This is a genomic window from Roseateles sp. GW821-FHT02E12 (assembly GCF_059421665.1).
In genome coordinates this window covers 2,075,812-2,101,810 of record NZ_JBWKVK010000001.1, presented here as the reverse complement: position 1 = coordinate 2,101,810, position 25,999 = coordinate 2,075,812, and the positions used below count along the sequence as shown (strand labels likewise).

Genomic DNA, 25,999 nt, shown 5'->3' with positions numbered 1-25,999 from the left:
TTTCACCCCCACACAAGGCCTGGACATGCCCCGGACCTCGCAACTCCCGCTCGCGGCGCGCCGCCGGGCTGCTGCCCTGCTGGCCGGCCTGGGCCTGCTGATGGGCCTCTTCGCCGAGGGTGCCCGGGCCGCACCGCTGGCCATCGCCATCGGCGAGTCGACGCTGTTCGCGCCGCTGCAGATCGCCGTCCTGGAAGGCTATTTCGCCGCCGAGGGGCTGGAGGTGCGCGTGCAGCCCTGCATCAACGGCCGGCGCTGCCTGAAGCACCTGACCGATGGCGAGGTCCAGGTGGCCACCGTGGCGGACACGCCCATGGTCTTCGCCCTGCATGGCGGCCATCGTTTCGACATCGTCGCCACCTTCGGCACCTCCGCCAAGGACACCGCCTTGATCGCGCGTGCCGACCGCGGCATCCGCACGCCGGCCGATCTCGCCGGCAAGCGCATCGGTGTCGCGCGCGGCACCAGCGCCCACTACTTCGCCAACGTCTTCCTGCTCGTCAACGGCGTGTCGCGGGATTCGGTGCAGTTCGTCTTCCTCGACCCCGGCCGCGGCGCCGAGCCGCTGCTGCAGGGCGAGGTGGACGCCGCCTCCTTCTACCGCCCCGTCGGCCCGCAGGCGCTGCAGCAGCTCGGGGCGAAGGGCGTGCAGCTGCCGACGCTGCGGCCCTACACCGTCATGGCCAACATCGTTGCCCAGCCGGGGGTGAGCCAGGACACGCTGCTGCGCCTGCTCAAGGCCACGCAACGCGGCATCGCGCTGATGAACAGCCAGCCTGCACGCGCCCAGGCCCAACTGGCGACGCTCTGGAAGCAGGACGCGAAGACCGTCGCCAGCCAGCTGGACGGCTACGACTTCCGCCTGGCCTTGGACCAGAACCTGCTGTCCACGCTGGAGGCCGAATCGCGCTGGGCAGTGCGCGAGGGCCTGGTGGACAACCCCAAGATGCCCGACTACCTCGACCTGATGCGTGTCGAGCCGCTGCGCGCGATGGACCCGCGCGCGATGACCGTCATCAAGTGATGGCGCCCCTCGCCTATCCACGCCCGGCTGAACGCGGGCCTGTCCAGTCGGTCCCCCTGGGGGACGGCGATGCATGCGGCGTTGAGCCGCAAGCACATCGCCAGGGCGGGCCGGCTTGGGAGCGGCCCGGCACTCGTCCCGCGAACGCCTGCGGTCACTGACGTGCGCTTGCGCCCCGCCCTGATGACCTGCGTGATCGCCGCGCTGCTGGTCGTCGGCGCGCGGCTGACGAACATCACCATCGAGCGCCAGGCCTCCGAGCGCAACGACAGGCAGCGCGAAACCGTCGAGGTCATCGCCCGCGACGCCGCTGGCCTGCTCGTGCTGACGCAGGACTACGGCCTGCACCAGAACGAACGCGCGGCCAGGCAATGGGGCCTTGTGCATGAACGGCTGTCGCACGCGTTGGCCGACTACGCCACCGCCGATGCCGGCAGCGCCGACCAGGTCGACGAACTGCAGGGCACGGCGCGCGCGCTGCCGCAGATCTTCGCGGCCTTGCGCCGCGCGACCGTCCGCGACGACATCGACGCACTAGCGCGCCGCGAGACGCTGACCGACCAGCTCGTCAACGAGACGCGCCGCGTCAGCGATGGCGCCTTCGATCTGTCGCGCAACCTCGCCGAACGGCGGCGCCTGGAGGCCGAGCGTCAGCGCTGGCTGGCCGTGGGCACGCAGCTCACGCTGCTGACGCTGACGCTCGTGCTGGCCGGCCTGCTGCTGCGCCGCGTGCTCGCGCCCATCGACCGCCTGCGCGGCGTCGCCCAATCCGTCGAGGCCGGCGACCTGTCGGCGCGCAGCGCACTGCAGCGCCGCGATGAACTCGGCCAGCTGTCCCAGGCGCTGGACGCCATGACCGAGGCCCTGCAGCAGCGCGATGCGGCGCTGCGCGACTCCAACCGCCATCTCGCGCGCAACGAGGCCTTCCTGGAGCGCGCCGGCCAGATGGCGGGCGTGGGTGGCTGGGAGCTGGACCTGGGCAGCGGCCGGCTCACCTGGACCACACAGACCCACGCCATCCACATGCTCAAGCCTGGCCCCGAGCTCGACCCCGAGGCGGTGCTGCGCAGCTTCATGCCCGAGTCCGAGCAGCGCCTGCGCGAGGCCATGGCCGTGGCTGCGCAGACCGGCCAGGGCTGGGACCTGGAGCTGGAGCTGCTGGCACCCGATGGCCAGCTCCGCTGGCTGCATTCGGTCGGCGCCGCCGTGCGCGACGCCGGTGGCGAGACGGGCGGCCAGGAGGGCAAGGTAGTGCGCCTGGTGGGCGCCGTGCAGGACATCACCGAGCGCCGCGCCGCTGCCGACACGCTGCGCCGCGCCACCGAGGCGGCCGACGCGGCCAGCGCGGCCAAGAGCGACTTCCTGGCCAACATGAGCCACGAGATCCGCACGCCGATGAACGCCGTCATGGGCCTGTCCTTCCTGCTCGAACGCACGGCGCTGGACGCCGGCCAGCGCGACCTGCTGGGCAAGATCAGCAGCGCCAGCCGTTCGCTGCTGGACGTCATCAACGCCGTGCTGGACCTGTCCAAGATCGAGGCCGGCGAGATGGTGCTGGAGGCCGCGCCCTTCGACCCACGCGCGCTGCTGCAAGACATCGCAAGCCTCTTCCAGCCCCAGGCCGAGATCAAGGGCGTCACGCTCAGCCTGGACCTCGACGCCGGCCTGCCGGCGCTGCTGCTGGGCGACGCGGCGCGGCTGCGCCAGGTCGTCGGCAACCTCATCTCCAACGCCATCAAGTTCACCGCGGAGGGCAGCGTCAGCCTGGCGGCGCGCTGCCCGCGCCCTGACGAACGGCCGCTGCCGCTTGAGATCGCCATCGAGGACACCGGCATCGGCATCCCGGCCGACGCGCTGTCGCGCCTCTTCACGCCCTTCACCCAGGCCGACAGCTCCACCTCGCGCCGCTACGGCGGCACGGGCCTGGGCCTGTCCATCGTCAAGCAGCTCTGCGAGCTGATGGGCGGCCAGGTGGGCGTCAGCAGCAGCCCCGGCGGCGGCACGCGCTTTGTCGTGCGCGTGGCCTTCGAGCCGGCCCTGGGCCTGGCGCTGGCCACGCGCCCGCTCGTGCTGCTGCTGGCCAGCGACGACGCCAGCCAGCGCGACGCGTTGCAGCGCCTGTGCGCCGACCTCGGCTGGCAGCCCGAGGCCCTGGCCGACACGGGTGCCTTGAGCGAACGCCTGGCCGGCGAGGCGCCCGACCTCGTGCTGCTGGACCACCGCCTGCTGCAGCCGCTGGCCGAGGCCGAGCGGCAGGCACTGACGGCCCGGCTCGCCCCGCTTCCCTGCGTGCTGATGAGCCGCGCCTCGGGGGCCGAAGGTGCGGGCCAGTTGCAACTGCCGGCCGATGTGTCCAGCCTGTTCGACGCCGTGCATGCCGCGCTGGCCGCGCGCGGTGCCGCGCGCTCCCTGCTGGCCAGCACGCGCGGTGCCTCGGCCGTGCAGTTGCTGCCGGGCATGCGCGTGCTGGTGGCGGACGACAGCAGCATCAACCTCGAAGTGGCCCAGCGCATCCTGGAGCAGGAAGGTGCCCTCGTGACACTGGCCCAGGACGGCGCCGCCGCCGTCGCGCGGCTGCGGGCCGACCCGACCGGCTTCGACGCTGTGCTGATGGACGTGCAGATGCCGGTGCTCGATGGCCTGGCCGCGGCGCGGTGCATCCGCGACGATCTCGGCCTGCGCGACCTGCCCATCCTCGCGCTGACGGCCGGCGCGCTGCTCAGCGAGCGCCAGCGCGCGCTGGACGCCGGCATGAACGGCTTCGTCAGCAAGCCCTTCGACCCCGCGGGCCTGGTGCTGCTGCTGCGCGAGCAGGTCGAGCGCGCACAGGCGCGGCGCCTGCCGGTGGCCACGCGCGGCAGCGAAGCCCCGCCGACAGAGGACTGGCCGGCGCTGGAGCACATCGACATCGCCACGACCCGGCAGCGCCTGCCGGGCGACCTGGACTTCTTCGCCCGGTTGCTGACACGTTTGCTGGACGAGTTCGCCGATGTCGCCGAGCCCACCGCCATGCCTACCGATGCGGCCCAGACCGCAGCGCGGCTGCACAAGCTGGGCGGAAGCGCCGGCCTGCTGGCAGCGACGGCCCTGCACCGGGCGGCGCAGCGCGGCGAGGCCCAGGCCCGCGCCGGGGCCGACTTCAGCGCCGAGCTGGCCGAAGTGGGCCGACTGATGGCCGCGCTGACGGCCGAGGCGCGGCCCTGGCTGCAGCGCCACCAGGCCGCGCGGCAGGCCGCCGAGCCGGTGGCCGCCGGCCCGCTGGACATGCAGGCGCTGGCCAGGCTGCAGAAGGCGCTGCTGGCGCACGACCTGGCGGCGCTGGACCTGTTCGAGCCGCTGGCTCCGGCGCTACGTGCGGCTTGTGGTGAGCCGGGCTACGGGCGGCTGCGGCGTGCGCTGGAGACGCTGGCCTTCGAGGCCGCGCTCACCGAGCTGGCAGCGCTCCGTCCTGCTGGCGACGCGCCAGCTTGACGCGGTACATCGCCGCATCGGATTCGCGCAGCGCCTGCTCGGCGCCGACCTGGTGCGGGTCCAGGCAGGCCACGCCAACACTGGCACCGGCGTAGTCGACGGTGGCCGCACCGGCCGCGTAACGGCCCACGGTGGCCGACGCCAGCCGTTGCTGCAGCAGCCGTGCGGCCGCCAGGCCGTCGGCATCCAGCTTGGGGCCAAGGCCGATGACGACGAACTCGTCGCCGCCCATGCGCGCCAGCACGTCGCCACCGCGCAGCGCCGCCTGCAGCTGAGCCGCCATGCCGCGCAGGAACTCGTCGCCGGCGTCATGGCCGTGGACATCGTTGATCTGCTTGAAGCCGTCCAGGTCGATCGCGCCCGCCAGCAGCCAGCTACCGGTGCGCTGGGCCAGCGACACGAGGCGCACCAGCTCCTGCATCAGCGCGCGCCGGTTCTGCAGCCCCGTCAGCGCATCGGTCAATGCCTGCGTCCTGAGCTCGGCGTTCACGCGCTGCAGCTTCTCGACGAGGCGCTCGCGCTCCACATGCTGCTCGATCAGGCGGGCAAAGAGCTGCAGCGCCTGTGAGGCCGCTTCGGTCAGCGGTTGGCGGCGCGAACTGGCAGCGCACAGCGTGCCGTACAGCGCGCCGTCGTCGGTACGCACCGGCGTGCTGACGTAGGTTTGCAGGCCCAGCTGCTGCGCCGCTTCGGAGTCGCCCCAGATGCTGGCCACGTCGTCGGTGTAGGGCCGTCCTTCGTCCAGCGCGCGCTTGCACAGCGTGTCGCCCCAGGGCACGCTCAGGCCCTCGGGAATCTGCAGGTCGCGCGAGTTGTGCGCGTACACGACATGCTGCAGGCCCTCCGCCAGGTCGATGGTCGTCAGATAGGTCGACTCCAGGCCGGAGACGGTTTCGAGCATCTCGAGCAGGGGCCGGGTCAGCTCCTCCAGCGTGCGCGCCTTGGAGACCGAGTCGGAGAGCTGGGCGAAGAACGAGTCCATGGGAGGCGACAAGTGGCGACCAGCCTAATGTAGACAGGCCGCCGCCTCGTTGCCAAGAGACAAGGCGGTTACTGGGGCCACGTCTTGACCCCCCGCAACCGGGGCAGGACGGCGGTTCTAGGGGTCGACGCTGGCCGAACCCGGCGCGCAGCATGCCTGGCGCCTCGACAAGGAGTTGCCATGCTGCCCAGATCCGCCGCCACGCTCGCCGCCTTGGCCGCTCTCGTCGCGAGTACGGCCGCGCCAGCGGCCACGCTGTCCGCGCGAGGCCTGCTGGCGGCCGGCGACCCGAACGACGTCGCGTTGATCGAGTTCGAGACCAGCGCCGTCGCGGCCCTCGACGCTCAGACCTGGAGCTTTGGCGGGGGCGTGAACGCCGCCGGCCAGGCCATCGCGGCCGGCGGCTTCGACACCTATGTGTCGCTGTTCGCGGGCTGGAGCGGCACCGCCACCTTCCTGGCCTCGAATGACGACGGCCTGTGCCCGCCCGGCACGGCCGCGCCCAGCTGCGCTGATTCGACGCTGCACGTCGGCGCGCTGCCGGCGGGGCGCTACACCATCGCCATCAGCCTCCCCGCCAACTTCTCCTTCGCCGAGAACCTCGGCAGCGGCACGCTGGGCGACGGCTTCATCGGGCTGGCGGCGAGCTGGTCCGACGGCGCCTGCGCGGCCAGCTGCAGCAGCGCCTATGCGCTGGACATCACGTCCAGCGCCCTCGTTCCCGAGCCGGCGGCGCCCCTGCTGCTGGCGGCGGGCCTGCTGACGCTCTGGCTGAAACGGCGCGACTGAATCCCGCCCGCTCCTTTGGCTTCCCTTTGAAAGGACATTGCCATGCGACTCCTGCCTGTTCTGCGTTGCCTGGGTCTTGCCGCGCTGTCGGCGCTGCCCCTCGCGCCCGCGCTGGCCGTCACCAAGGCGGCGCTCGTCGAATCGGTGCTGCCCAGCCGGCCCTTCAACAACTCGGCCAACGGCTCGGCGAACTACGTAACCATCGGCCCCGGCACGGGCGGCGTGCTCGGCATCACCGCGATCACGCTGACCAACCTGGGCAGCGTCAACCGCGCCATCTTCGTCTTCGCGCCCGTGCTGGCCGACGGCCAGGTCTGCGGCAGCACGAACGTGATCGGCGGCAGCTTCCCGCGCTTCTACGTGCAGGTGCCGGCCGGCCAGACCGTGCACCTCACCTATCCCTCGCCGCTGGTCTACAACCCGATCAGCGGCCAGTCCTGCGTTGCCTTTGGCGGCGCGGCCGGTGTCGACATCACCGTCAACGGCCTGCTGAACTGATGGGGGCGGTGCCGGCCGAGCGCGGCAACGCGGGGCTGGTGGTGTAGACCAGCGTCGGTGCCGTCTTGGTGCCCCGCACGTTGTTGGCGATCAAGCCGGCCTTGTTCAGGCCTGCCCCCAGGGTGTAGAGGGGGTCACCGTTGCCACCGTACTTGAGCGGGGTTTGCAGCACGAACCATTGCACGCCGCCGCTGCAGGGCGGTGTCGTCAGCGAGCCGCTGTAGGAAAAGAAGGCTCCCGTCGAGAAGGCACCGAGCAGCGGCATGACGTCTGCCGACTGGGTGGATGCAGGGCTGACATAGGCCTGGTTGGCGGCCACCAAGAAGGTGTCGAGCACCGTAGGGGCCGGTCCAACGGAGTCCTGCGCCAATGCGATGGAGAACACCCCGTTGCCTGCGGGCGAGCTGCCAACGATGTGCAGCTCGCCGTAGGTACGACTGCCCTCAGCGGGCACCCACGTACTGAGCTGATGCTCGGTTGGCGTGCCACTTTCGGCCCCGAAGTGGAAGTGATAGCCAAGGATCAGGTACTTGTGGCTGAACACCACCGTGCCGTTCTGCGATAGCGTGACGCGGACCTGGGAGGCGAAGACGACGTTGTTGTCATGCGGGTCGAACTGCCCCGGCGGGATCAGGGTTACGGTCGCCGTGGCTGCCTGGGCCGGCGTACTCAGCTGGGTGAAGTCGATGGGCGACTGCTGGACCGTGGTGCTGTCGCACTGCGAGCCGGTGATGAAACGGGAGCCCCAACTCGCCCCCTGCTCGGGGTAGCCCCAGTTGGCAGCTTGGACAGACGGCAGGGCGAGTGCCGAAACGAGGCCGAGGGTCACGCGATGCGTGTTCATGAGGGTCTCCGGGTGTGGGCGCGGCGGCAGAGTGCCAAGCCGCCAGGCAACGCTATCGCCCACCCCTCGCGCTTGGCTTGAAGCAGCGCTGAAGGGATCTGAAACCTTCTGAAAGCGGCACGCCACCTGGCCGCCGCCTGGCCGCGGTCAACCCACCGGCAGCGCCGTCTCGTACTTCACCTCGCGCAGCACGACGTTGCTGCGCACGCTGCTCACGCCCGGCAGCTTGAAGATGTTCTGCTGCAGGAAGAGGTCGTAGGCCTTCATGTCGGCCGCGACGACCTTGATGACGTAGTCGGCCTCGCCGGTGATGGCATGGCATTCGATGATCTCGCGCTGCGTGGCCACCAGCCGCTCGAACTGCTCCACCGCGCCCTCGCTGTGCCGCACCAGGCTCACATTGGCCAGCACGCAGATGGACAGGCCGATCTTTTCGCGGTCCACCAGCACCACATGGGCGCGGATGACGCCGCGCTCCTCCATCTCCTTAACGCGCCGCCACACCGGCGTGGCCGACAGGCCGACCTTCTCGGCCAGGGCCTGCGTGGACAACCGCGCATCGGCTTGCAGGGCCTCCAGGATCTGCAGGCTGGCGCGGTCGAGTTCGTTTGTTTCCATGTCAGTGGTGCCCGGCCGCCCGAAGCCGCTGACACGTCCCCTCGGGGGGCAGCGAGCAGCGCGAGCGTGGAGGCGTTTCGTTTAATTGCCTGTTTGGAGAAGAATCATCTCATTGGCCCGGCAATCCACCGGCATTGAGGCAAGTTCTTCCGGCCCTGAGGGGGAAGAATTCCTCGCCCTCCAGGAGCCCCGATGTCAGACACCGCCACGCCCAGCCTGCGCCCCTACCAGCTCAGCGACAACCTCGCGGCCGACAGCGGCGCCGTCTTCCTGACCGGCACCCAGGCTTTGGTGCGGTTGCTGCTCGCGCAGAAGGCGCAGGACGAGCGCGCGGGGCTGAAGACCGCGGGCTTCGTCTCCGGCTACCGCGGCTCGCCGCTGGGCATGGTCGACCAGCAGCTCTGGAAGGCCAAGAAGTTCCTGGAGAAGGCCCACATCGAGTTCCTGCCCGCCATCAACGAAGACCTGGCCGCCACGGCCTGCCTGGGTGTGCAGCGCGTGGGGCTGGACCCGCAGCGCACCGTGGATGGCGTGTTTGCCATGTGGTACGGCAAGGGGCCCGGTGTGGACCGCTCGGGCGATGCGCTCAAGCACGGCAACGTCTATGGCACGAGCACGCAGGGCGGCGTGCTCGTCGTCTGCGGTGACGACCACGGCTGCGTGTCCAGCAGCACCCCGCACCAGAGCGACCAAGCGTTGCAGGCCTGGAGCATGCCGCTGGTGCACCCGGCCAACGTGGCCGAGTACCTGGAGTTCGGCCTCTACGGCTGGGCGCTGAGCCGCTTCTCGGGCGCCTGGGTTGGCTTCAAGGCGATCTCGGAAGTTGTCGAGAGCGGCATGACGGTGGATCTGGACGCGGTGGCGCTGGACTTCGACAACCCCGTCGACTACGTCGCGCCGACGAATCTGCACATCCGCACGGTGGACCTGCCCTCGCTGGAGCTGGAGTCGCGCCTGGCGCACAAGATCGACGCAGTGAAGGCCTTCGCCAAGGTAAACAGCATCGACAAGCACATCGTGACGAGCCCCGCCGCCACTTTGGGCATCGTGACGGTGGGCAAGGCGCACTACGACTTCATGGAAGTGCTGCGCCGGCTGGACCTGGACCCCAACGCGCTGGCCGCGGCCGGCGTGCGGGTCTACAAGGTCGGCCTGGTGTTCCCGCTGGAGCCGACACGCATCGTCGAGTTCTGCAGCAACCTGACCGACGTACTCGTCATCGAGGAGAAGGGGCCGGTCGTCGAGCGCCAGATCAAGGAGCTGCTCTACCACCTGCCCGAGTTCCAGCGCCCGCGCGTCGTCGGCAAGACGGACGAGCATGGCGCGGCCGTGCTGAGCGCGCTCGGCGAGCTGCGCCCCAGCCGCATCATGGGCACCGTGGCCGACTGGCTGGCACGGCTCAACCCCGCGCTGGACCGCCGCCACCTCGTCGTTGACTTCCTGACGCCCTGCCTGCTGAGCAACGCGGCGGACGGGGTGCGCCGCCAGCCTTACTTCTGCTCGGGCTGCCCGCACAACACGTCCACCAAGCTGCCGGAAGGCTCGCGCGCGCTGGCCGGCATTGGCTGCCACTTCATGGCGAGCTGGATGGAGCGCGGCACGTCCGGCCTCATCCAGATGGGCGCCGAGGGCGTGGACTGGGCTGCGCAGAGCCGCTTCACGAAGGAGAAGCACGTCTTCCAGAACCTGGGCGACGGCACCTACTACCACTCGGGCTATCTGGCCATCCGCCAGGCCATCGCCGCCAAGACCAACATCACCTACAAGATCCTCTACAACGACGCCGTCGCCATGACCGGTGGCCAGCCGGTGGACGGCCAGACCAGCGTGCCGCAGATCGCGCGGCAGGTGGAGGCCGAGGGCGTGAAGCGCTTGTGCGTTGTGTCCGACGAGATCGGCAAATACAACGGCCATCACGGCCTGTTCCCGGCCGGCACGACCTTCCATGACCGGGCTGAGCTGGACGCCGTGCAGCGCGAGCTGCGCGAGATCGAAGGCGTGACGGTGCTGATCTACGACCAGACCTGTGCCGCCGAGAAGCGCCGCCGCCGCAAGAAGAAGGAGTTCGTCGATCCGCCCAAGCGCATCTTCATCAACGAGGCGGTCTGCGAAGGCTGCGGCGACTGCGGCGTGGCCAGCAACTGCATGAGCGTCGTGCCCGTCGAGACCGACTGGGGCCGCAAGCGCGCCATCGAACAGAGCAGCTGCAACAAGGATTTCTCCTGCGTGAACGGCTTCTGCCCGAGCTTCGTGTCGGTGCATGGTCCGGAGCTGAAGAAGAAGGCCGGCGCCAGCTACACGGCGCAAGACCTGGCGCGCGAGATCGCCGCCATCAAGCCGCCGGCCGCGTGGAACTGGACGGGGCCGTTCGACCTGCTGGTCACCGGCGTGGGCGGCACCGGCGTCGTCACGGTCGGTGCGCTGGTGTCCATGGCCGCGCACCTGGAAGGCAAGCAGGCCTCGGTGCTGGACTTCATGGGCTTTGCGCAGAAGGGCGGCGCGGTGCTCTCCTTCGTGCGCGTGGCGCCCACGCTGGACCTGCTGAACCAGGTGCGCATCGACACCCAGCAGGCCGACGTGCTGCTGGCCTGCGACATGGTCGTCGGTGCCTCGCCCGATGCGTTGGGCACGGTCAAGCCAGGCCGCACGGTCATCCTCGCGAACACGCACGAGCTGCCCACAGCCGGCTTCGTTCGCAACCCGGATGCGTCGCTCCAGGGCGACTCGCTGCTGGCCAAGATGAAGTTCGCCGTCGGCGAGCAGGGCGCGCTCGACACGGTGGACGCCCAGGACATCTCGCAGCGCCTGATGGGCGACACCCTGCCCAGCAACATCATCATGCTGGGCGCCTGCTGGCAGCGTGGGCTGATCCCCGTCAGCGAGGCCGCGCTGATGCGGGCCATCGAGTTGAACGGCGTGGCTGCCGAGGCCAACAAGACCGCCTTCGCGCTGGGCCGCCTGGCCATCGCCGCGCCGGACGCCATTCCGAGGCTGGCCGGCGACGTGAACGTCGTCAAGCTCTTCAACTTCGACCAGCTCGATGGCCCTGACGGCCTGATCGAGCGGCGCGCCAAATTCCTGACCGACTATCAGGACGCCGCCTATGCGCAGCGCTATCGCGCCTTGGTCGAGCGCGTGCGCGCGGCTGAAAGCGCGCTCGGCAAAGGCCAGCGCCTGACGCAGGCCGTGGCCCGCTACTACGCCAAGCTGCTGGCCATCAAGGACGAGTACGAGGTGGCGCGCCTGTACACCGACGGCCGCTTCGAGGCCGCCATGAAGGCCCAGTTCGAGAACTGGGAATCCTTGAGCTTCCACCTCGCCCCGCCGCTGATCTCCAAGCCCGGCGCCGATGGCCGCGCGAAGAAGATCGAGATGGGCTCCTGGACCTTCACGGCCTTCAAGTGGCTGGCCAAGTTCAAGGGCCTGCGCGGTGGTGTGCTGGACATCTTCGGCAAGACCGAGGAGCGCCGCATGGAGCGGCAGCTGATCGTCGACTACGAAAAGCTGGTGGATGAGATCCTGGCCTCACTGACGACAGACAACCTGAATACCGCCGTCGACCTGGCCCGCCTGCCCGAGAAGATTCGCGGCTACGGGCATGTGAAGCACGCCAACGTCATTGCGGTGAAGAAGCAGTGGCAGGCGCTGCTGGACCGCTTCCACGGCCGCACCGTGGAGGTGGCGGCTCAGCCGGTGGCGATGCCGGTGCGGGTCAAGGGTGTGGCGGAGCTATGACCGGTTTCTGACAGCGTCCGAGAGGGTTTGCCAGACCGCGTCTGGCCTGTCGTGTTTGTCCTCCAGCGCGCTCTTCCATTCCAGAAGCAATTCCGCCACGCGTAGTGCCTGCTCTGGGTTGGGCGTCAGTCCCATCCCGGAGCTTTCGATTTCCACGAGGAAATCAGCAAGCGCCTGTGCGGTGGTTGACTGCAGCAGCATCCCTGTCGCGCGCAGCGCGTAGCCCGAGTATTCGTCTCTGGCAGTCGGTGAGTTGGAAACACCTATGGGGTCCCACAGGTAGTAAAGCGCCTCGTCAACTCGTTGGCCGAGTTCGACTTCGAAGGGGGTGGGTTTTCGACTCACTACACAGGCTCCGCCCACCCCAACGACGCCATGTCGTCCGTTCGATGCTTGTCGTCCCCCAACAGGATGAAGTCATCCAGCTGCGGCGGCTTCACCGAGGTGCCGGCCAACATCGCATGCGCCTGCCCGCGGTGATGGGTCTGATGCATGAAGAGGTGGGCCAGCACCCGCCCTACCGGCTCGCGCGGGCCGTTCTCGATGCCGGCGCCACGGTCGAAGGCGACGATGCGGTCTTCGTCGCCCGGCCGTAGTCCGGCACAGAAAGCCACCAGCCGCCCGTCGCTCACATCCTGGCGCTCGGCCAGTTCCTGCGCTGTTTGCGCCGGCACATAACTGGCCCAGATGCTGCGCATCGCCACGTCGCCATGCAGCGCCGCGAGGTAGTAGTAATCAACGTTGAGGACGTGGTTCAGCGTCAGCGCGAGGCTCGGGAAAAAGCTCGTCCGCGCGGCGTGGAATTCCGCTGCCGACAGCGTTGCCACCGCGCCAAGCAGGCGCCGGTTGGCCAGGCGGTTGGCGCGGGCCTGGGTGTGAAAGAGGTCGAGGGCGTGATTCATGCGGCAATTCTGCTGCCGCGCCCAAGCCCTGCGCGTTTGAATGAGCTGACGCCGCGGCTGCGCCATGCTTCAATGGCTGAAAACCAGCACAAGAGAGACAAGCTTGCGCATCGGAGACGGCTATACCGGGCCTGAGATGGTCAGCACGACCGCATGGGTGGCTGCGGCAGCAGTGCTGTCCATCGGCCTGGCGCTGACGGCGGGCGCCGTCATCTGGCAGCAGCAGCGCGCCGGCGCCGAGGCGCGCGGCCTGCAGGAGCGCCAGATCGAGCGCCTGCAGGGTGACGTCGTCAAGCGGCTGACGATGCCGGTCTATGGCCTCAAGGGCGCGCGCGGTGCGCTGGCGGCGCTGGAGGGCAAGTTCAGCCGCACCGCCTTCGACGCCTATGTCGAGTCGCGCGACCTGCCCAAGGAGTTCCCCGGCGTGCGCGGCTTCGGCTTCATCGAGCGCGTTGCGCGCCGCGACCTGGACGCCTTTGTCGCCGCGCATCAGCGCGAAGGCTCCACGGGCTTCCGCGTCCACGGCACGGGCCAGGACGAGACGATGTATGTCGTCACGCAGATCTCGCCGTTCTCGCGCAACTTCGCGGCCTGGGGTATCGACTCGGGCGCCGACCCGGTGCGCCGCCAGGCCATCGAGCAGGCGATCGACAGCAGCGAGGCGACGCTGTCCAGCCCCGTGCGCCTGGTGCAGGACCCGCTGAAGGGCCCTGGCTTCATGCTGCTGGTGCCCGTCTACCGGGAGGGTCACGACCCCGGCACGCCGACGCAACGCCGCGCGGCGCTGCTGGGCGTGCTGTACGCGCCGCTGGTGGCCAACGAACTGCTGCACGGCGTAGCCGAGCCGGCGTCGGCGCTGCTGGACCTGAAGCTGTCCGCCCGCACGGTGGACGGTGAGTTCCAAACCCTGCTGGCGACGCGCCAGGGTCAAGCCCTGACACCCGAGGAGGCGGCTGACTACACGCTGGCCGAGGCGCCGACGGCCGAGACGCTGTACTTCACGGTCGCCGGGCGCGAGTTCATGCTGGATGCCGCGCTGACGCACGACGCGTCCATGAAGCTGCTCGGGCTGTCCGGCCTCGGCCTGGAACTGGGCGGCGCGCTGCTGAGCCTGCTGCTGGCCGTGACGGTCTATCTGCTGGCCGCCGGCCGGGCGCGTGCCGAGCAGATGGCGCGCGGCATGACGGCCGACCTGGCGCGGCTGGCGATGGTGGCCAGCCACACGACCAACGCCGTGCTCATCACCGACGCCGAGCGCCGGATCACCTGGGTCAACGACGGCTTCACGCGCCTGAGCGGCTTCACGAGCGCCGAGGCCATGAATCGGCTGCCCAACGAACTGCTGCATTCCGAGCTCACCGACGAAGACACCGTGCATGGCATGCGCGAAGCGATGAACGTCGGCCTGGGCTGCAAGGCCGAGCTGATGCACCGCACCAGGGACGGCCGCAACTATTGGGTGGACATCGAGATCCAGCCGCTGCACGACGACGACGGCGCGCTGACGGGATTCATGATCATCGAATCCGACATCACGGCGCGCAAGGCCCTGCAGTCCCAGGCGGACGAGGCACGCCAGAGCCTGCAGGATCTCTACGACAACGCACCCTGCGCCTACTACGCACTGGATGGCAACGGCCGCTTCCTGCAGATCAACGCGCTGGGCCTGAGCTGGCTGGGCTGCACGGCCGAGCAGTTGATCGGCCGTGCCAGCCCGGCGGACTTCTTCAACGACGAGGGCCGCGCACTGTTCAAGACCGCCTTCCCGCGCTTCATGCGCGAAGGCCGCGTCTCGGGGCTGGAGTTCGACATCACCGGCCGCCACGGCAAAACCCGCCGCGTCAGCCTGTCGGCCACGGCCATGTACGACGCGAACGGTGGCTATCTGCGCAGCCGCTCAGTGATGTTCGACATCAGCGAGACCCACCGCATCCGCCAGCAGCTGCACCAGCTGACGCTGGATCAGGAAGCGATGCTGGAGAGCGACCTCGTCGGCATCATCAAGCTGCGCGACCGCCACACCGTCTGGCGCAACCATGCGTCGGAACGCATGTTCGGCTACACCGACGGCGAACTGCTCGGCCAGCCGGCCCGCATGCTCTACACCGACGACACGGCCTACGAGACGCTGGGCGCCCTGGCCTACCCGCAGCTCAAGGCCGGCGGACGCTTCCGCACCCAGTTGCAGATGCGCCGCAAGGACGGCTCGCTGATCTGGGTGGATCTTTCCGGCGTCGATCTGCCCGGCAGCGGCGGCGAGTCGCTGTGGATGATGGTGGACATCACCCAGAGCAAGGCCCACGAGGCGCGCATGGAGCGCGCCGCCCTGCACGACTCGCTGACCGGCCTGCCCAACCGCCTGCTGCTGGCCGACCGTCTACGGCAGGCCATCGCCGCGGCTGATCGCAACGGCCATGTCTTCGCCCTGGCCTATCTGGACCTGAACGGCTTCAAGCAGATCAACGACAACCACGGGCACGATGCCGGCGACGAGGTCCTCAAGGCCGTGGCCTCCCGGCTGCAGGCCGGCCTGCGTGCCAGCGACACGGTCGCCCGGCTGGGAGGCGACGAGTTCGTCGTGCTGCTCACCCCGCAGCAGGCGCCGGCCGACGCCGAGCCGGTGCTGAACCGGCTGCTGGATGCGCTGAGCCAGCCCATCACGCTGAGCTCGAACGTGCAGGTGGCCGTCGGCAGCAGCCTGGGCCTGGGCCACTTTCCCACGGACGGCCGCACGCCCGACGCGCTGATGCGCCACGCCGACGAAGCCATGTTTGCTAACAAACGCGCCGGCCGCCTGCGAACAAGTGCCAGCAGGAGCTGATTTAGTTCACAGAATCATGCCGCCGGTCGGGGCATGATTCGAACCCATGCTCAGCCGCCGTAACGCCTCACTCGCACTGGCCAGCCTCGCGCTGCCCGCCGCCCTCGCCCGCGCCCAGGAACGCCGCGCCATCGTGCTCGGCCAGTCCGTGCCGCTGACCGGCCCCGCCGCCCAGTTGGGGTTGCAGATGCAGCTCGGCGCCAAGGCCTACTTCGATGCCGTCAACGCCGCCGGCGGCGTGGGCGGCCTGCCCGTCGTGCTGAAGACGCTGGACGACGGCTACGACCCCGCGCGCTGCAAGGCCAACACCGAGAAGTTCATCCAGGAGGATGTCTTCGCGCTGTTCGGCTATGTCGGCACGCCAACCTCGCTGGCGGCCCTGCCCCTCGTCAACGCCGCCAAGATCCCCTTCATCGCCCCCTTCACCGGTGCCGAGGCGCTGCGCGACCCCTTCAACAAACTGGTCTTCCATGTCCGGGCGTCCTACTACGACGAGACCGAACTCATCGTCAAGCAGCTGACCCAGCTCGACCTGAAGAAGATCGCCGTCTTCCACCAGAACGACGCCTACGGCCAGGCCGGCCTGAAGGGCGTGATGCGCGCGCTGGAGAAGCGCGGCCTGCAGCCGGTGGCCGTCGCAACGGTGGAACGCAACAGCACGGACGTCGCCGCCGCGCTGAAGACACTCGTGCCGGCGCAGCCCGAAGCCATCGTGCAGATCAGCGCCTACAAGAGCTGCGCCGCTTTCATCCGCGAGGCGCGCAAGGCAGGTTACTTTGGCCAGTTCTACAACGTGTCCTTCGTCGGCACCCAGGCCCTGGCCGACGAGCTCGGCAAGGACGCTGCCGGCATCGTCGTCTCGCAGGTGATGCCCTCGCCCTTCGGCACTGCGGTCGGCCTCGTCAACGACTACCAGCAGGCCTTGCACAAGCTCGACACCAAGGCCGAGCCCAACTACACCAGCATGGAAGGCTATGTCGCCGCGCGCGTCATCGTCGACGGTTTGCGCCGCCTGGGCGGCCGTTTCAGCCGCGAGGCCCTGATCGCCGCGCTGGAAACCCTGTCAGGCTACGAGTCACGTGGCTACCACCTGCATTTCTCCGCCAACAAGCATGCGGGCTCCAGCTTCGTCGAGCTGTCGATGCTGACGGGCGACGGCAAGGTCAAACGGTAAGCACTTCGCCCAAGGCGGGCCGGCGCGTCATCCACGCTCGTCCTTGGGCGAGTCCATGACGATGTAGCTCGTGATCATGCTGACCTGGGGCAGGCCGCCCAGCACGTCGGCATGGAAGCGCTTGTAGGCGGGCAGGTCGGCCACCTCCACGCGCAGCAGGTACTCGAACGCGCCGGCCACGTTGTGGCACTCGCGCACCACCGGGCAATCCTTCATCGCCTGCTCGAAGCCCAGTTGCTCATCCAGCGTGTGGCGCGACAGGCCGATGGCCACGTAGGCCACGAAGCCCGTGCCCAGGCGCATCGGGTCCAGCACGGCACGGTAACCCTTGATGACACCCAGCCTCTGCAGCTCCTGCACGCGGCGCAGGCAGGCCGAGGGGCTCAGCGCAATGCGCTGGGCCAGCTCGGCATTGGTCAGGCGGCCATCCCTGACCAGCTCACGCAAGATTTTCTCGTCGATGGCATCCATGACCGCAGATGATTGCACATCCGCTGCTCACCGCACTGCAGAACGCAAGCCCATTCGCCGCTCACCTGCCTAGAGTTGCGCTCCATGGAAACCACCCTCAGCATGCTCGCGGCCCTGGCCGGCTTCGCCTTCGTCATGTCCATCACGCCCGGCCCCAACAACCTGATGCTGCTGGCCTCAGGCACGCATTTCGGCTGGCGGCGCAGCATGCCGCATCTGCTGGGCATCAGCTTCGGCTTCGGCGTCATGCTGGTGCTCGTCGGCTTGGGGCTGGGCGAGGTGTTCGGGCGCTACCCGAGCCTGCACGGCGCGCTGAAATGGGTGAGCCTGGGCTATCTGCTGTACCTGGCCTTCAAGGTTGCCACCGCGGCGCCGCCCACGGCGGGCGGCACCGGGGACAGCCGGCCGATGGGCTTTGGCGCCGCGGCGCTGTTCCAGGTCGTCAACCCCAAGGCCTGGGCGATGGCGCTGACGGCCGTGACGGCCTACGGCGAGCTCGGCATCCCGGCGCTGACCGCTGTCTTCGTGCTCGTCAACCTGCCCTGCTGCGGCTCCTGGGCGCTGCTGGGCGAGCAGATGCGCCGCTGGCTGCACCGGCCGCGCGCGCTGCAAGTGTTCAACTGGGGCGCTGCGGCGCTGATGGTCGTGTCGGTGCTGCCGCTGCTGCGAAGCTGAGCGCCGACGCCGATCACTTGGCCTTACAACTCGAAAGATTCACCTCGCGTGGCGTGAAACATAACGCAGTGAGAATGCGCACCCATCGACGATGAAGGTGTCAGGGTGGGCTCGATGAAAGCGATGCTGTTGATGGCGGCCATGCTGGCGGCCGCTGTATTGAGCGCCTGCGGTGGCGGTGATGGTGCACACATGCCCAGCGCCAACGTGGCCCCTTCAACGGCCTCGGCGGCCATGCTGTCCATGGTTCAACCCGGGCCGGGCATGGATGAGGTGCTGAGCCAGCCCCGCAAGGCTGCCCAGGCCACGGAACAGGCCACCGCCAGGCGCCTGGATGCCGGCAGCCCGGCCACCGGGCATCCTGACCTGATCTGGTTCAACGCCACCACGGGCCAGACCGTCAGCTGGACCATGTCCGGTGCCAGTGGCACGGCGTCCAACTACCTCTTCCAGTCGCCCGATTGGCGGCTGACCTTCACCGCCGATCTCGACGGTGACGGGCAGGACGACTACATCTGGGAGAACGCGAGCACCGGCCAGCTGGCGGTTTGGCTGATGAAGGGCCCCGCCGTCACCGACGCGAGCGAGATCAAGGTCATCCTGCAGAGCCCGGGCTGGAAGGTCACGCAGGTGGCCGACTTCAACGCCGACGGCCGCGACGACCTGATCCTGGTGAATGAATCCACGGGCCAGACCGTCATGTGGCTGATGAACGGCAGCCAGATCTTGGAGAGCACCCTGCTGTTCACGGATCCGGCCTGGCGCGTGGTGGCCGCCGCCGACCTGGACGGCGACGACTTCGCCGATCTGGTCTGGGAACAGCGCGACACGAAGGACTACAGCGTCTGGTGGATGCGTGGCTCTACCGGCAAGAACGCGGGCGTGCCCGCCTCCAAGGGCAGCGCCGAACGCGTTCGACTGGCTGCGTCGACGATGGGTACCGGCCGCAGCGAACTGCTGTTCGACGGCCCCAGCAACCCGCCCCGCACGGCACAGGCCGTGGGCATCGTGCTCGGCTACGGCTCGATGAACTACAGCTGGATCAGCCAGCCCGGTGTCGTGAGCTCGCAGCTCAGCGCATCGGGCGACGTCAGCGGCAACGGTCGCGCAGCGGTGCTATGGCGAGACGGCAAGACCGGCGCCACCTTCATCTCCGAGCGCCAACCTGGCGGCGACAGCACCGACACCTTCTACACCGGCATCTGGCGCACCGAGATCCTCAACCACGATGGCGACTGGCGGGTGGAGCGCACGGCCGACCTCGATGGCGACGGCCGCGCCGACCTGATCTGGCGCCGCACGAGCACGGGCCAGGTGGCCGTGTCCTTGATGGACGGGCTGGAGCCCAAGGTTGAAGCCGGCCTGCTGACCAATCCCGCCTGGGCTGTGACCGGCGTGCGCGTCACCGGCAAGCCGCCGCGGGCACGCATCGAGGCGCAGAACAGCTCCCTCGTCGGCCAACCGGCAGCCCTCGACGGTCGCGCCAGCAGCGCCCGCGGCAACGGCGCAGTCAGCTACGCCTGGGTGCTGCTGTCCCGCCCGGATGGCAGCCAGGCCGCCTTGAACGACGCCAGCAGCCCGCAGCCGACCTTCACGCCAGATCTCGTCGGCCGCTACGAGGTCCAGCTCGTCGTGACCGCCGGCGGCCGAACCAGCAAAGCCTCCCGGTTCAGCATCGATGCCGGCGGCGCTTCACCCCTCGGCCAGGTGAAGCTGGAGCCCACCTGGCGTGCCACCAGCAAGACGCTGAACAGCATCAACTTCTCCTTCCAGCTGAAGGACGGCCTGCTGGCCAACCAGGCCATCGTGGTGGACGTGCCCGCGGAGTTCGGCACGCTGGATGCCTGGCAGCTGTCCGGCTCGCAGCGCTTCGAACTCAGCCTGCAAGGGCGCCAGCTCCGCTTCCGGCTGCGCGAAAGCTATGGCCGCTTCCCAGCCGGCGCCTGGATCACGACAAACGATCTGGGCCTGTCCTATGTGGTCAACCCGCCCCAGCCCGGCAGCTACGTCTTCAAGGTCTCCAGCGACGCGAACCCCACGCCCGTCGCCGTGCCCATGCGCGTCGCCGCCGCCGACACGCCGCTGGACCGCGCAGCCTTCTCGTTCGGCTCGGCCGTCATGGGCGTCTCCACTTCCTTCAGCCTCGACGTGACCAGCACGTCTGGCCTGCCCGAAGGCTCGCGACTCTTCGTCAACCTGCCCGAAGGCTTCGACGTGAGCAAGGCGCGGCCGGCCTCGACGACCAACGCCGTCGATCTGGAAGTCGTCTCGCGCCCAGCCACCCAGCAGCTCATCTTCACGGTGAAGACCAGCGCCGCCGCAGCGCCGGGGGGCCGCCTCGGGCTGGCCGACCTGCGCGTGGACGGCATCGTGAATCCGATCTGCCCCTACGACCCGTCCAACTATTACGTGACGCAGCCCACGCCGCTGCTGGGGCTGAACAGCACCGAGGACCGCGTGAATGCAACGTTGGCCGTCCCGGAAGTCGTGGCCGGCACCAGCGCCGTCGGGCAGCCGTCCATCCAGGGCAGCATCGACGGCTCAGGCCGCTGGACCTGGAGCCTGAGGCTGGTGGCCACCGGCGGCCTGCCCGAAGGCGCCAAGGTCCTGATGAAGCTGCCACCGGAGCTGCTGGACTGGTTCTTCAAGTCCAACCTGAGCTACGACAGGCCGCCCTTCGTCGAGTTCCGCTGCGCACCCTATCGCAGCGTGACGATCCCGGTTGGCCAGGCGATCGCGCCGGGTGGGCTCTTCGATTCGGCGACCCTCATGGCCTTCGAACCGCTGGTGCCGCCGCCGCCGGGCAACTACGAGTTCGAGGTCTACACGAGCGTGGACAGCAAGCCCGTCAAGGCGACGATGGCCGTGCCGGCTCGCTAGGCCACGGGCTCCACCGTCACCCCCACCCGCAGCGTCGCCACGCCACCGCCGCGCAGCACACCACGCAGCGGCGCCACGTCGGCGTAGTCGCGACCCCAGGCCAGCGTGACGTGGTCCAGGCCGGCGGGCACGGCGTTGGTCGGGTCCAGGGCCAGCCAGCCCTGCTCGGGGCACCACAGCTCGACCCAGGCATGCGAAGCGTCGGCGCCAACGAGCTTGGTCACGCCCTCGGGTGGGCGGGTCAGCAGGTAGCCCGACACATAGCGCGCCGCCAGGCCCAGGGATCGGCAGGCGGCGATGAAGACGTGGGCGAAGTCCTGGCAGACGCCGCTGCGCTGCGCGAGTGCGTCGGCGGCGCGCGTAGCCACCGTGGTGCTGTGCGGCAGGTAGCGCAGGTCGGTGTGGATCTGGTGCATCAGCGACAGGCCGCCGGCTGCCAGCGTGCGGCCCGGCGAGAAGGCGCGGCGGGCGTAGGCGGCCAGCGTGGCATCGGGCGCGGCATAGGTGGAGGCCAGCGCGAACTCGTCAGCGACCTGCAGCGTGCGGCCGGCACGGTAGCGCAGGCTGGCGGCGACGGCTTCCCACGACGGCCCGCGGCCGGGGTCGGGCGTGGGCCGCGGCTCAAGCTCGACCTCGAAGCGGCTGTCGACGACGAGGCGCTCATGCACGCGCGCATGGCCGAAGCTGAGGTGGCGGTTGCCCCAGGGGTCGCGGCGCAGGTGGCGCGCCAACTCGGCCACGTCCAGCTCCAGGCCGACGTCGTTCCAGCCGGCACCCCAGCCGTCGGGCAGCGGGTCGATGTTGAGCCGCCAGCCGCTGACCTGCTGCCAGGGCGTGTCGCCCGGCGCCAAGCAGGCCGCGTGGTAGGCCCATTCCACCGAGTCGTCGTAGGTGTACTCGGTGACGTGATGAACCGCGAGCCTGACTGTCATGGCTGCGCCCTTCGCGCTACGCGCTGTCCCGCCGAGCGGGAGCGAGCTTGCTTGGGACGGCCCGGCGCGGCGCTCATTGCCAGACCCTCTGTTCCGCACCGATGACATGCGCGAAATAGCGCTGGCTGATGAGGCTGGACAGCTCCCCGGCCTGGGCCGCGGCGCGCTGCAGATGCTCGACGAGGGCCGGCCCGGGCGCTGCCAGCTCGGCCAGCGGCCAGGCCTCGGGCACGGGCAGTTCGGCGGCGGTGTCGGCCGCCCAGCCGGGGTCGTGGCGGGCCAGCTTGGCAAAGCGGTCGCGCAACGTGCGCGCCACCCACGCGAGGGACCGCGGGTTGTCGGTGTCGTGCACGAGCAGGTGCAGCAGCGGCGGCGCCTCGCGGCGTGCCTGGAACTGGGCGCGGTAGGTGATGGTCGAGTCGAACACGCCGAGCAGCAGGCTGAAGCCATCCTCGCTCAGCGCGAGGCCGTGCTCGAAGGTCTCGGCCAGCACCTCGGCGTGGAAGGACAGGCGCTCGATCTGGCGACCGATGGACAGCAGCCGCCAGCCGTCGTCGCGCGTCATGCGGTCGGTCTGCGCCCCGGTGATGGCGGCGAGGTGGGTGTCGGCACGGGCCAGCACATTGAGCACATCGGTCACGGGCGTGGCATGGCCGGGGCGGTCGAGCACGGCGCGCAGATGCTGCTCGAACTGCGCCGCCGTCTCGTGAATGAGGCGCCAGGCTTCGGGCGACAGGCGCTCGCGCAAGGCCTGGGCGCAGGACTGCAACGCGCGCAGGTTCCAGCCAACGCTGGTCTCGCCAGACGTGGGCAGCAGCGCCGCCAGCAGCGCGCGCTCGAAGCCGCGCGGGTCGTCCTGGGCCTGCGGCGCCTTTGCACCGACGAGGCCGTGGTGGCGCGCGAGGGCATCCAGCAGCGGCAGCATGGGCTGCGGCATGGCACCACGCTGCACCATGACACTGGCCTCGATGACATGACGCGCCAGCCGCGCGCTGTTCTCGGCGCGCTCGGTGTAGCGGCCCAGCCAGAACAGGTTCTCAGCGGAGCGGCTGGTGACGGTCCAGTGCACCTGAGCCAGGTCGGCGGCCTGCAGCGGCTGGGACAGCAGCGTCGTCGGGTCGACCTCACCGTCGGTCATGACCCAGGTGTCTGCACTGAGGCTGCCGCGCTGGATGGACAGCCAGGCATCGGCCAGCGGGTCGCGGCGCGGCGCGACGCGGGTCAGGCCACCGGGCAACACCTTCCAGCCACCCTGGCCATCGGTCATCGCGAAGACACGCAGCACTGCCACGCGCGGCTCCAGCGCGCCGCGCGTCCAGACCGGCTGCTTGGTGGGCTTGACGCGGGCCTGCAGCGTGTAGGCGGTGGGGTCGGCAGTGATGCGCTCAGACAGCTCCCAGCGCTGCTCGTCGTTCAGCTCAGCGGCGACGATCGGGGAGAAGCTGCGCGTCGTGCTGCTGGCCGAGAAGGTCGGCACCACGACGAACTCCGCCAGCCGCGGGCGCAACCGGCGCCAGGCGCTTTCCTCGCCGCACCACCAGCTCTGGATGGCCGGCAGCGTCAGCTCCTCGCCGAGCAGGCTTTCCGCCACACCCGGCCAGAAGGCGGCCAGGCCCGGGCTTTCCAGCCAGCCGGCACCCGGCACATTGGCGATGACGACCTCGCCGGCGCGGGCTGCCTGCAGCAGGCCCGGCACGCCGAGGATGGAGTCGGGGCGCAGCTCCAGCGGGTCCAGCCAGGTGTCGTCGACGCGGCGCAGCAGCACGTGCACGCGCTCCAGGCCGGCCAGCGTCTTGAGATACACCTTGTCGGCGCGCACGGTCAGGTCGGCGCCCTCGACGAGGGTGATGCCGAGGTAGCGCGCCAGGAAGGCCTGCTCGAAATAGGTCTCGTTGCGCGGCCCCGGCGTCAGCAGCGCGACACGGCTGCGCTCGCCGGCCGGCGAGAGACGGGTCAGCGCCTGGATGAAGTCGCGGTAGCTGGCCGCCAGGCGCTGCACGGCCATCTGGCGGAAGGCCTCGGGGAACTGCTGGGCAATGATGAGGCGGTTCTCCAGCACATAGCCCAGGCCCGACGCGGCCTGGGTGCGCTGGCCGACCACCCACCAGTGGCCGTCGGCGCAGCGCGTCAGGTCAAAGGCCAGCACGTGCAGGTGCACGCCGCCCGAGGGCTTGTTGCCGTGCATGCCGCGCAGGTATTGCGGGTGCGCCAGCACCAGCGATGCGGGCAGCAGGCCCTCCTGCAGCAGGCGGCGCTCGCCATAGGTGTCGGCCATGACGGCGTTGAGCAGGCGGGCGCGCTGGGCGATGCCGGCCTCGATGTGGCGCCACTCGTCCGGCTCGATGAGCATGGGCAGCAGTTCCAGCGGCCAGTGGCGGGCCAGCGGCGTTGCGTATTCGCCGTTCTGGCCGGGCAACGGCGGGGCGTCGCTGTGCACGTTGTAGCTGGCGCCGTCCTCCAGCACGCGGCGCTGCACGCGCAGGGCCTTGGCGCTGAGTTCCTGCCAGCCCGCTGCACCGCCGGCCGCGACGAAGCGCCGCCAGCGTTCGGACAGGCCACCCTGGGGCTCACCGGGCTGGTTGACCTGGCCAGTCAGCTCGTAGAAGTGGCCGTCACGGCTGCGCAGCGCGGCCGATAGTGCCTGCGCCAGCGGGTCGGGTGCCAACGCCTCCTCGGGCTCGTCGGGAAGCAGGCTCCACTGGCTGGGAGTGAGCTCAGACATGGGCGAGGCGGGTCGATGCAGTCATGCGGCGCGAAAAAGGCGAAAAGGCATTGTCAAGCAATGTCTGCGCCGCCCGCCCTTGAGCAAACACTGACGGCGGATACTGCCTCCTCCTTTTTTGTCGAAGGTGCCCCCATGCAGCAACGAGTTCTGAAGTGGAGCCTGGGCGTCGCCGCCCTGGCGGTCGCCGGCGGCCTGTTCGCGCAGGCCACTGGCCTGACGCGCACGCTCGTGGGCCGGGCCGACGTGTCCATCCCGGGCAAGGAGGCGGTGGTCGCCAGGGTTGAGGTGGCGCCGGGCGCACGCGCCGGCAGGCACACGCATCCGGGCGACGAGATCAGCTATGTGGCCGAGGGCCAGGTCGAGCTGCTCATCGACGGCCAGCCGCCGCGCGTGGTGAAGGCGGGCGAGTCCTTCGTCGTGCCGGCCGGCACCGTGCACGATGCGCACAACACGACCGATGCGCCCACCAAGCTGATCGGCGTCTACGTTGTAGAAAAGGGCAAGCCGCTGGCGACGCCGGCGCCAGCGCTCTAAATCACGCGGCGAGAAAACGGCGCAGCACCCGCTCGGCCGCCTCGGGGTCGTCGCGCCAGGCGCCGTGGCCCACGCCGGGAAAGCGCTCGAAGCCGGCCACCCATTGCGGCGGCAGCGCCGCGACGATCTCCTCGGCATCCTCGGGCGGCGTCACCGGGTCTTCCTCGCCAGCCATGACGAGGATGGGGCACTGCACGTTCGCCAGGCCCGGCCGCAGGTCCATGCCGGGCAGTTCGGTGCGCGTGTGCTCGAACAGGATCTCGGGCTTGAACATCATCCAGCCGCCGGCATCCGGCTTCTTGGGCTTGGTGTTGTAGAGATGGCGGCAATGCGTCTCGTAGGCCGCCCAGGTGTCGGGGCCCGGGCGCTCCCAGAAGTCGCGCGTGGCCTGCGCCGCCGCAGGCCCGCCGAGGCGGCCGAAGCGTTCGATCTTGCGCGGCAGGCCGAAGTGGTGGGAGGTGCTCGACAGCACGACCTTGGCAGGATGCGCCGGGTGGCGCGCCAGGTAGCGCTGCGCAACGAAGCCCCCGAAGCTCTGGCCAAGCACGATGGGCTTGACGATGCCCAAGCGATCGCACAGCCGCACGACGTCGTCGGCGAACACGTCCAGCCGCCATTCCTCGGCCGGCCGGGGGTCGCTGCGGCCATGGCCGCGCTGGTCGAAATAGACGACCTGGCAGAGGTCGGCAAAGCGGCTGAAGAAGGGCCGGAAGGCCGTATGGTCGAAGCCCGGGCCGCCGTGGATCAACACGAGGGTGGGCTTCTCCCTCAGCGCGCGGCCGTCGGGCACACAGCCAAGGCCCTCGATGTCGACGAAGAGGCGGACGCCGGGTTCGATTTCTATGCGCATGTCAGTGGTGCCCGGCCGCCCGAAGCCACTGACCGCCCCCTTGGGGGGCGGCTCGCGCCGCGAGCGTGGGGGCC

Annotated in this window: 19 protein-coding genes; 10 read left to right on the top strand and 9 right to left on the bottom strand. The window is 69.6% G+C overall.

What is annotated here, in order from left to right:
• Window positions 1–25 precede the first annotated feature (25 nt).
• On the top strand, window positions 26–1,024 hold the full coding sequence (locus tag AC07V5_RS09835) for an ABC transporter substrate-binding protein (RefSeq protein ID WP_495115468.1): 999 nt from the start codon (window positions 26–28) through the stop codon (window positions 1,022–1,024).
• Between the two features lie 162 nt (window positions 1,025–1,186).
• On the top strand, window positions 1,187–4,495 hold the full coding sequence (locus tag AC07V5_RS09830) for a hybrid sensor histidine kinase/response regulator (protein ID WP_495115467.1): 3,309 nt from the start codon (window positions 1,187–1,189) through the stop codon (window positions 4,493–4,495).
• Here AC07V5_RS09830 and AC07V5_RS09825 read toward each other — a convergent pair.
• Window positions 4,449–5,477, bottom strand: coding sequence for a sensor domain-containing diguanylate cyclase (locus tag AC07V5_RS09825; RefSeq protein WP_495115466.1), 1,029 nt, complete (start codon window positions 5,475–5,477; stop codon window positions 4,449–4,451). The genes AC07V5_RS09830 and AC07V5_RS09825 overlap by 47 nt on opposite strands.
• Before the next feature lie 180 nt (window positions 5,478–5,657).
• Here AC07V5_RS09825 and AC07V5_RS09820 point away from each other — a divergent pair, with 180 nt between their 5' ends.
• Window positions 5,658–6,266: a DVUA0089 family protein gene (locus AC07V5_RS09820; RefSeq protein WP_495115465.1), complete on the top strand. Its 609-nt coding sequence runs from the start codon at window positions 5,658–5,660 to the stop codon at window positions 6,264–6,266.
• A 42-nt stretch (window positions 6,267–6,308) separates the two neighbouring features.
• Window positions 6,309–6,764, top strand: coding sequence for a hypothetical protein (locus tag AC07V5_RS09815; protein WP_495115464.1), 456 nt, complete (start codon window positions 6,309–6,311; stop codon window positions 6,762–6,764).
• Here AC07V5_RS09815 and AC07V5_RS09810 read toward each other — a convergent pair.
• Window positions 6,745–7,608: a carbonic anhydrase family protein gene (locus AC07V5_RS09810; protein ID WP_495115463.1), complete on the bottom strand. Its 864-nt coding sequence runs from the start codon at window positions 7,606–7,608 to the stop codon at window positions 6,745–6,747. The genes AC07V5_RS09815 and AC07V5_RS09810 overlap by 20 nt on opposite strands.
• Before the next feature lie 147 nt (window positions 7,609–7,755).
• A complete protein-coding gene (locus AC07V5_RS09805) occupies window positions 7,756–8,226 on the bottom strand; it encodes an Lrp/AsnC family transcriptional regulator (RefSeq protein ID WP_495115462.1) in 471 nt (156 codons plus the stop codon).
• Window positions 8,227–8,418: 192 nt separating this feature from the next.
• On the opposite strand from AC07V5_RS09805, the gene AC07V5_RS09800 reads away from it, so the two are divergent.
• Window positions 8,419–11,961: an indolepyruvate ferredoxin oxidoreductase family protein gene (locus AC07V5_RS09800; RefSeq protein WP_495115461.1), complete on the top strand. Its 3,543-nt coding sequence runs from the start codon at window positions 8,419–8,421 to the stop codon at window positions 11,959–11,961.
• On the opposite strand, the gene AC07V5_RS09795 is transcribed toward AC07V5_RS09800, so the two are convergent.
• On the bottom strand, window positions 11,956–12,306 hold the full coding sequence (locus AC07V5_RS09795; protein WP_495115460.1) for a hypothetical protein: 351 nt from the start codon (window positions 12,304–12,306) through the stop codon (window positions 11,956–11,958). The two genes, AC07V5_RS09800 and AC07V5_RS09795, sit on opposite strands and share 6 nt — an antisense overlap.
• Window positions 12,306–12,863: a DinB family protein gene (locus AC07V5_RS09790; RefSeq protein WP_495115459.1), complete on the bottom strand. Its 558-nt coding sequence runs from the start codon at window positions 12,861–12,863 to the stop codon at window positions 12,306–12,308. Before AC07V5_RS09790 ends, AC07V5_RS09795 begins: the two co-directional genes overlap by 1 nt.
• Window positions 12,864–12,966: 103 nt before the next feature.
• Between AC07V5_RS09790 and AC07V5_RS09785 the strand changes: the two genes are divergently transcribed.
• Together AC07V5_RS09785 and AC07V5_RS09780 are read left to right on the top strand one after the other, a co-directional pair.
• On the top strand, window positions 12,967–15,684 hold the full coding sequence (locus tag AC07V5_RS09785; protein WP_495115458.1) for a sensor domain-containing diguanylate cyclase: 2,718 nt from the start codon (window positions 12,967–12,969) through the stop codon (window positions 15,682–15,684).
• A gap of 46 nt (window positions 15,685–15,730) precedes the next feature.
• Window positions 15,731–16,858, top strand: a complete 1,128-nt coding sequence (locus tag AC07V5_RS09780) for an ABC transporter substrate-binding protein (RefSeq protein ID WP_495115457.1) — start codon at window positions 15,731–15,733, stop codon at window positions 16,856–16,858.
• A gap of 27 nt (window positions 16,859–16,885) precedes the next feature.
• On the opposite strand, the gene AC07V5_RS09775 is transcribed toward AC07V5_RS09780, so the two are convergent.
• Window positions 16,886–17,329 carry an Lrp/AsnC family transcriptional regulator gene (locus tag AC07V5_RS09775; RefSeq protein WP_495115456.1) on the bottom strand — a complete coding sequence of 148 codons (444 nt, stop codon included), beginning with the start codon at window positions 17,327–17,329 and terminating at the stop codon, window positions 16,886–16,888.
• A gap of 84 nt (window positions 17,330–17,413) precedes the next feature.
• On the opposite strand from AC07V5_RS09775, the gene AC07V5_RS09770 reads away from it, so the two are divergent.
• Together AC07V5_RS09770 and AC07V5_RS09765 are read left to right on the top strand one after the other, a co-directional pair.
• Complete coding sequence (locus tag AC07V5_RS09770) at window positions 17,414–18,004, top strand: LysE family translocator (protein ID WP_495115455.1); 591 nt, start codon at window positions 17,414–17,416, stop codon at window positions 18,002–18,004.
• A 114-nt stretch (window positions 18,005–18,118) separates the two neighbouring features.
• Window positions 18,119–20,884 (top strand): FG-GAP repeat domain-containing protein, encoded by a 2,766-nt coding sequence (locus tag AC07V5_RS09765; RefSeq protein WP_495115454.1) that lies wholly within the window; start codon window positions 18,119–18,121, stop codon window positions 20,882–20,884.
• Here the strand turns inward: AC07V5_RS09765 and AC07V5_RS09760 are convergent.
• On the bottom strand, window positions 20,881–21,924 hold the full coding sequence (locus AC07V5_RS09760; RefSeq protein WP_495115453.1) for a transglutaminase family protein: 1,044 nt from the start codon (window positions 21,922–21,924) through the stop codon (window positions 20,881–20,883). The genes AC07V5_RS09765 and AC07V5_RS09760 overlap by 4 nt on opposite strands.
• Window positions 21,890–24,538: a circularly permuted type 2 ATP-grasp protein gene (locus AC07V5_RS09755; protein WP_495115452.1), complete on the bottom strand. Its 2,649-nt coding sequence runs from the start codon at window positions 24,536–24,538 to the stop codon at window positions 21,890–21,892. The genes AC07V5_RS09760 and AC07V5_RS09755 overlap by 35 nt, the downstream gene beginning before the upstream one ends.
• Window positions 24,539–24,673: 135 nt before the next feature.
• On the opposite strand from AC07V5_RS09755, the gene AC07V5_RS09750 reads away from it, so the two are divergent.
• The gene (locus AC07V5_RS09750; protein WP_495115451.1) at window positions 24,674–25,075 is read left to right on the top strand and encodes a cupin domain-containing protein; all 402 of its coding nucleotides are present in this window, start codon (window positions 24,674–24,676) and stop codon (window positions 25,073–25,075) included.
• Window position 25,076: 1 nt separating this feature from the next.
• Here the strand turns inward: AC07V5_RS09750 and AC07V5_RS09745 are convergent, their stop codons facing one another.
• Entirely contained in the window at window positions 25,077–25,925 is an 849-nt protein-coding gene (locus AC07V5_RS09745) for an alpha/beta fold hydrolase (protein WP_495115450.1), read from the bottom strand.
• Window positions 25,926–25,999: the final 74 nt, after the last annotated feature.

Coding starts and splice junctions, on each gene's coding strand:
- AC07V5_RS09835 (WP_495115468.1), top strand. CDS start 26: ATGCCCCGGACCTCGCAACTCCCGCTCGCGGCGCGCCGCCGGGCTGCT.
- AC07V5_RS09825 (WP_495115466.1), bottom strand. CDS start 5,477: ATGGACTCGTTCTTCGCCCAGCTCTCCGACTCGGTCTCCAAGGCGCGC.
- AC07V5_RS09820 (WP_495115465.1), top strand. CDS start 5,658: ATGCTGCCCAGATCCGCCGCCACGCTCGCCGCCTTGGCCGCTCTCGTC.
- AC07V5_RS09815 (WP_495115464.1), top strand. CDS start 6,309: ATGCGACTCCTGCCTGTTCTGCGTTGCCTGGGTCTTGCCGCGCTGTCG.
- AC07V5_RS09810 (WP_495115463.1), bottom strand. CDS start 7,608: ATGAACACGCATCGCGTGACCCTCGGCCTCGTTTCGGCACTCGCCCTG.
- AC07V5_RS09805 (WP_495115462.1), bottom strand. CDS start 8,226: ATGGAAACAAACGAACTCGACCGCGCCAGCCTGCAGATCCTGGAGGCC.
- AC07V5_RS09800 (WP_495115461.1), top strand. CDS start 8,419: ATGTCAGACACCGCCACGCCCAGCCTGCGCCCCTACCAGCTCAGCGAC.
- AC07V5_RS09790 (WP_495115459.1), bottom strand. CDS start 12,863: ATGAATCACGCCCTCGACCTCTTTCACACCCAGGCCCGCGCCAACCGC.
- AC07V5_RS09780 (WP_495115457.1), top strand. CDS start 15,731: ATGCTCAGCCGCCGTAACGCCTCACTCGCACTGGCCAGCCTCGCGCTG.
- AC07V5_RS09775 (WP_495115456.1), bottom strand. CDS start 17,329: ATGGATGCCATCGACGAGAAAATCTTGCGTGAGCTGGTCAGGGATGGC.
- AC07V5_RS09770 (WP_495115455.1), top strand. CDS start 17,414: ATGGAAACCACCCTCAGCATGCTCGCGGCCCTGGCCGGCTTCGCCTTC.
- AC07V5_RS09765 (WP_495115454.1), top strand. CDS start 18,119: ATGAAAGCGATGCTGTTGATGGCGGCCATGCTGGCGGCCGCTGTATTG.
- AC07V5_RS09760 (WP_495115453.1), bottom strand. CDS start 21,924: ATGTCATCGGTGCGGAACAGAGGGTCTGGCAATGAGCGCCGCGCCGGG.
- AC07V5_RS09755 (WP_495115452.1), bottom strand. CDS start 24,538: ATGTCTGAGCTCACTCCCAGCCAGTGGAGCCTGCTTCCCGACGAGCCC.
- AC07V5_RS09750 (WP_495115451.1), top strand. CDS start 24,674: ATGCAGCAACGAGTTCTGAAGTGGAGCCTGGGCGTCGCCGCCCTGGCG.
- AC07V5_RS09745 (WP_495115450.1), bottom strand. CDS start 25,925: ATGCGCATAGAAATCGAACCCGGCGTCCGCCTCTTCGTCGACATCGAG.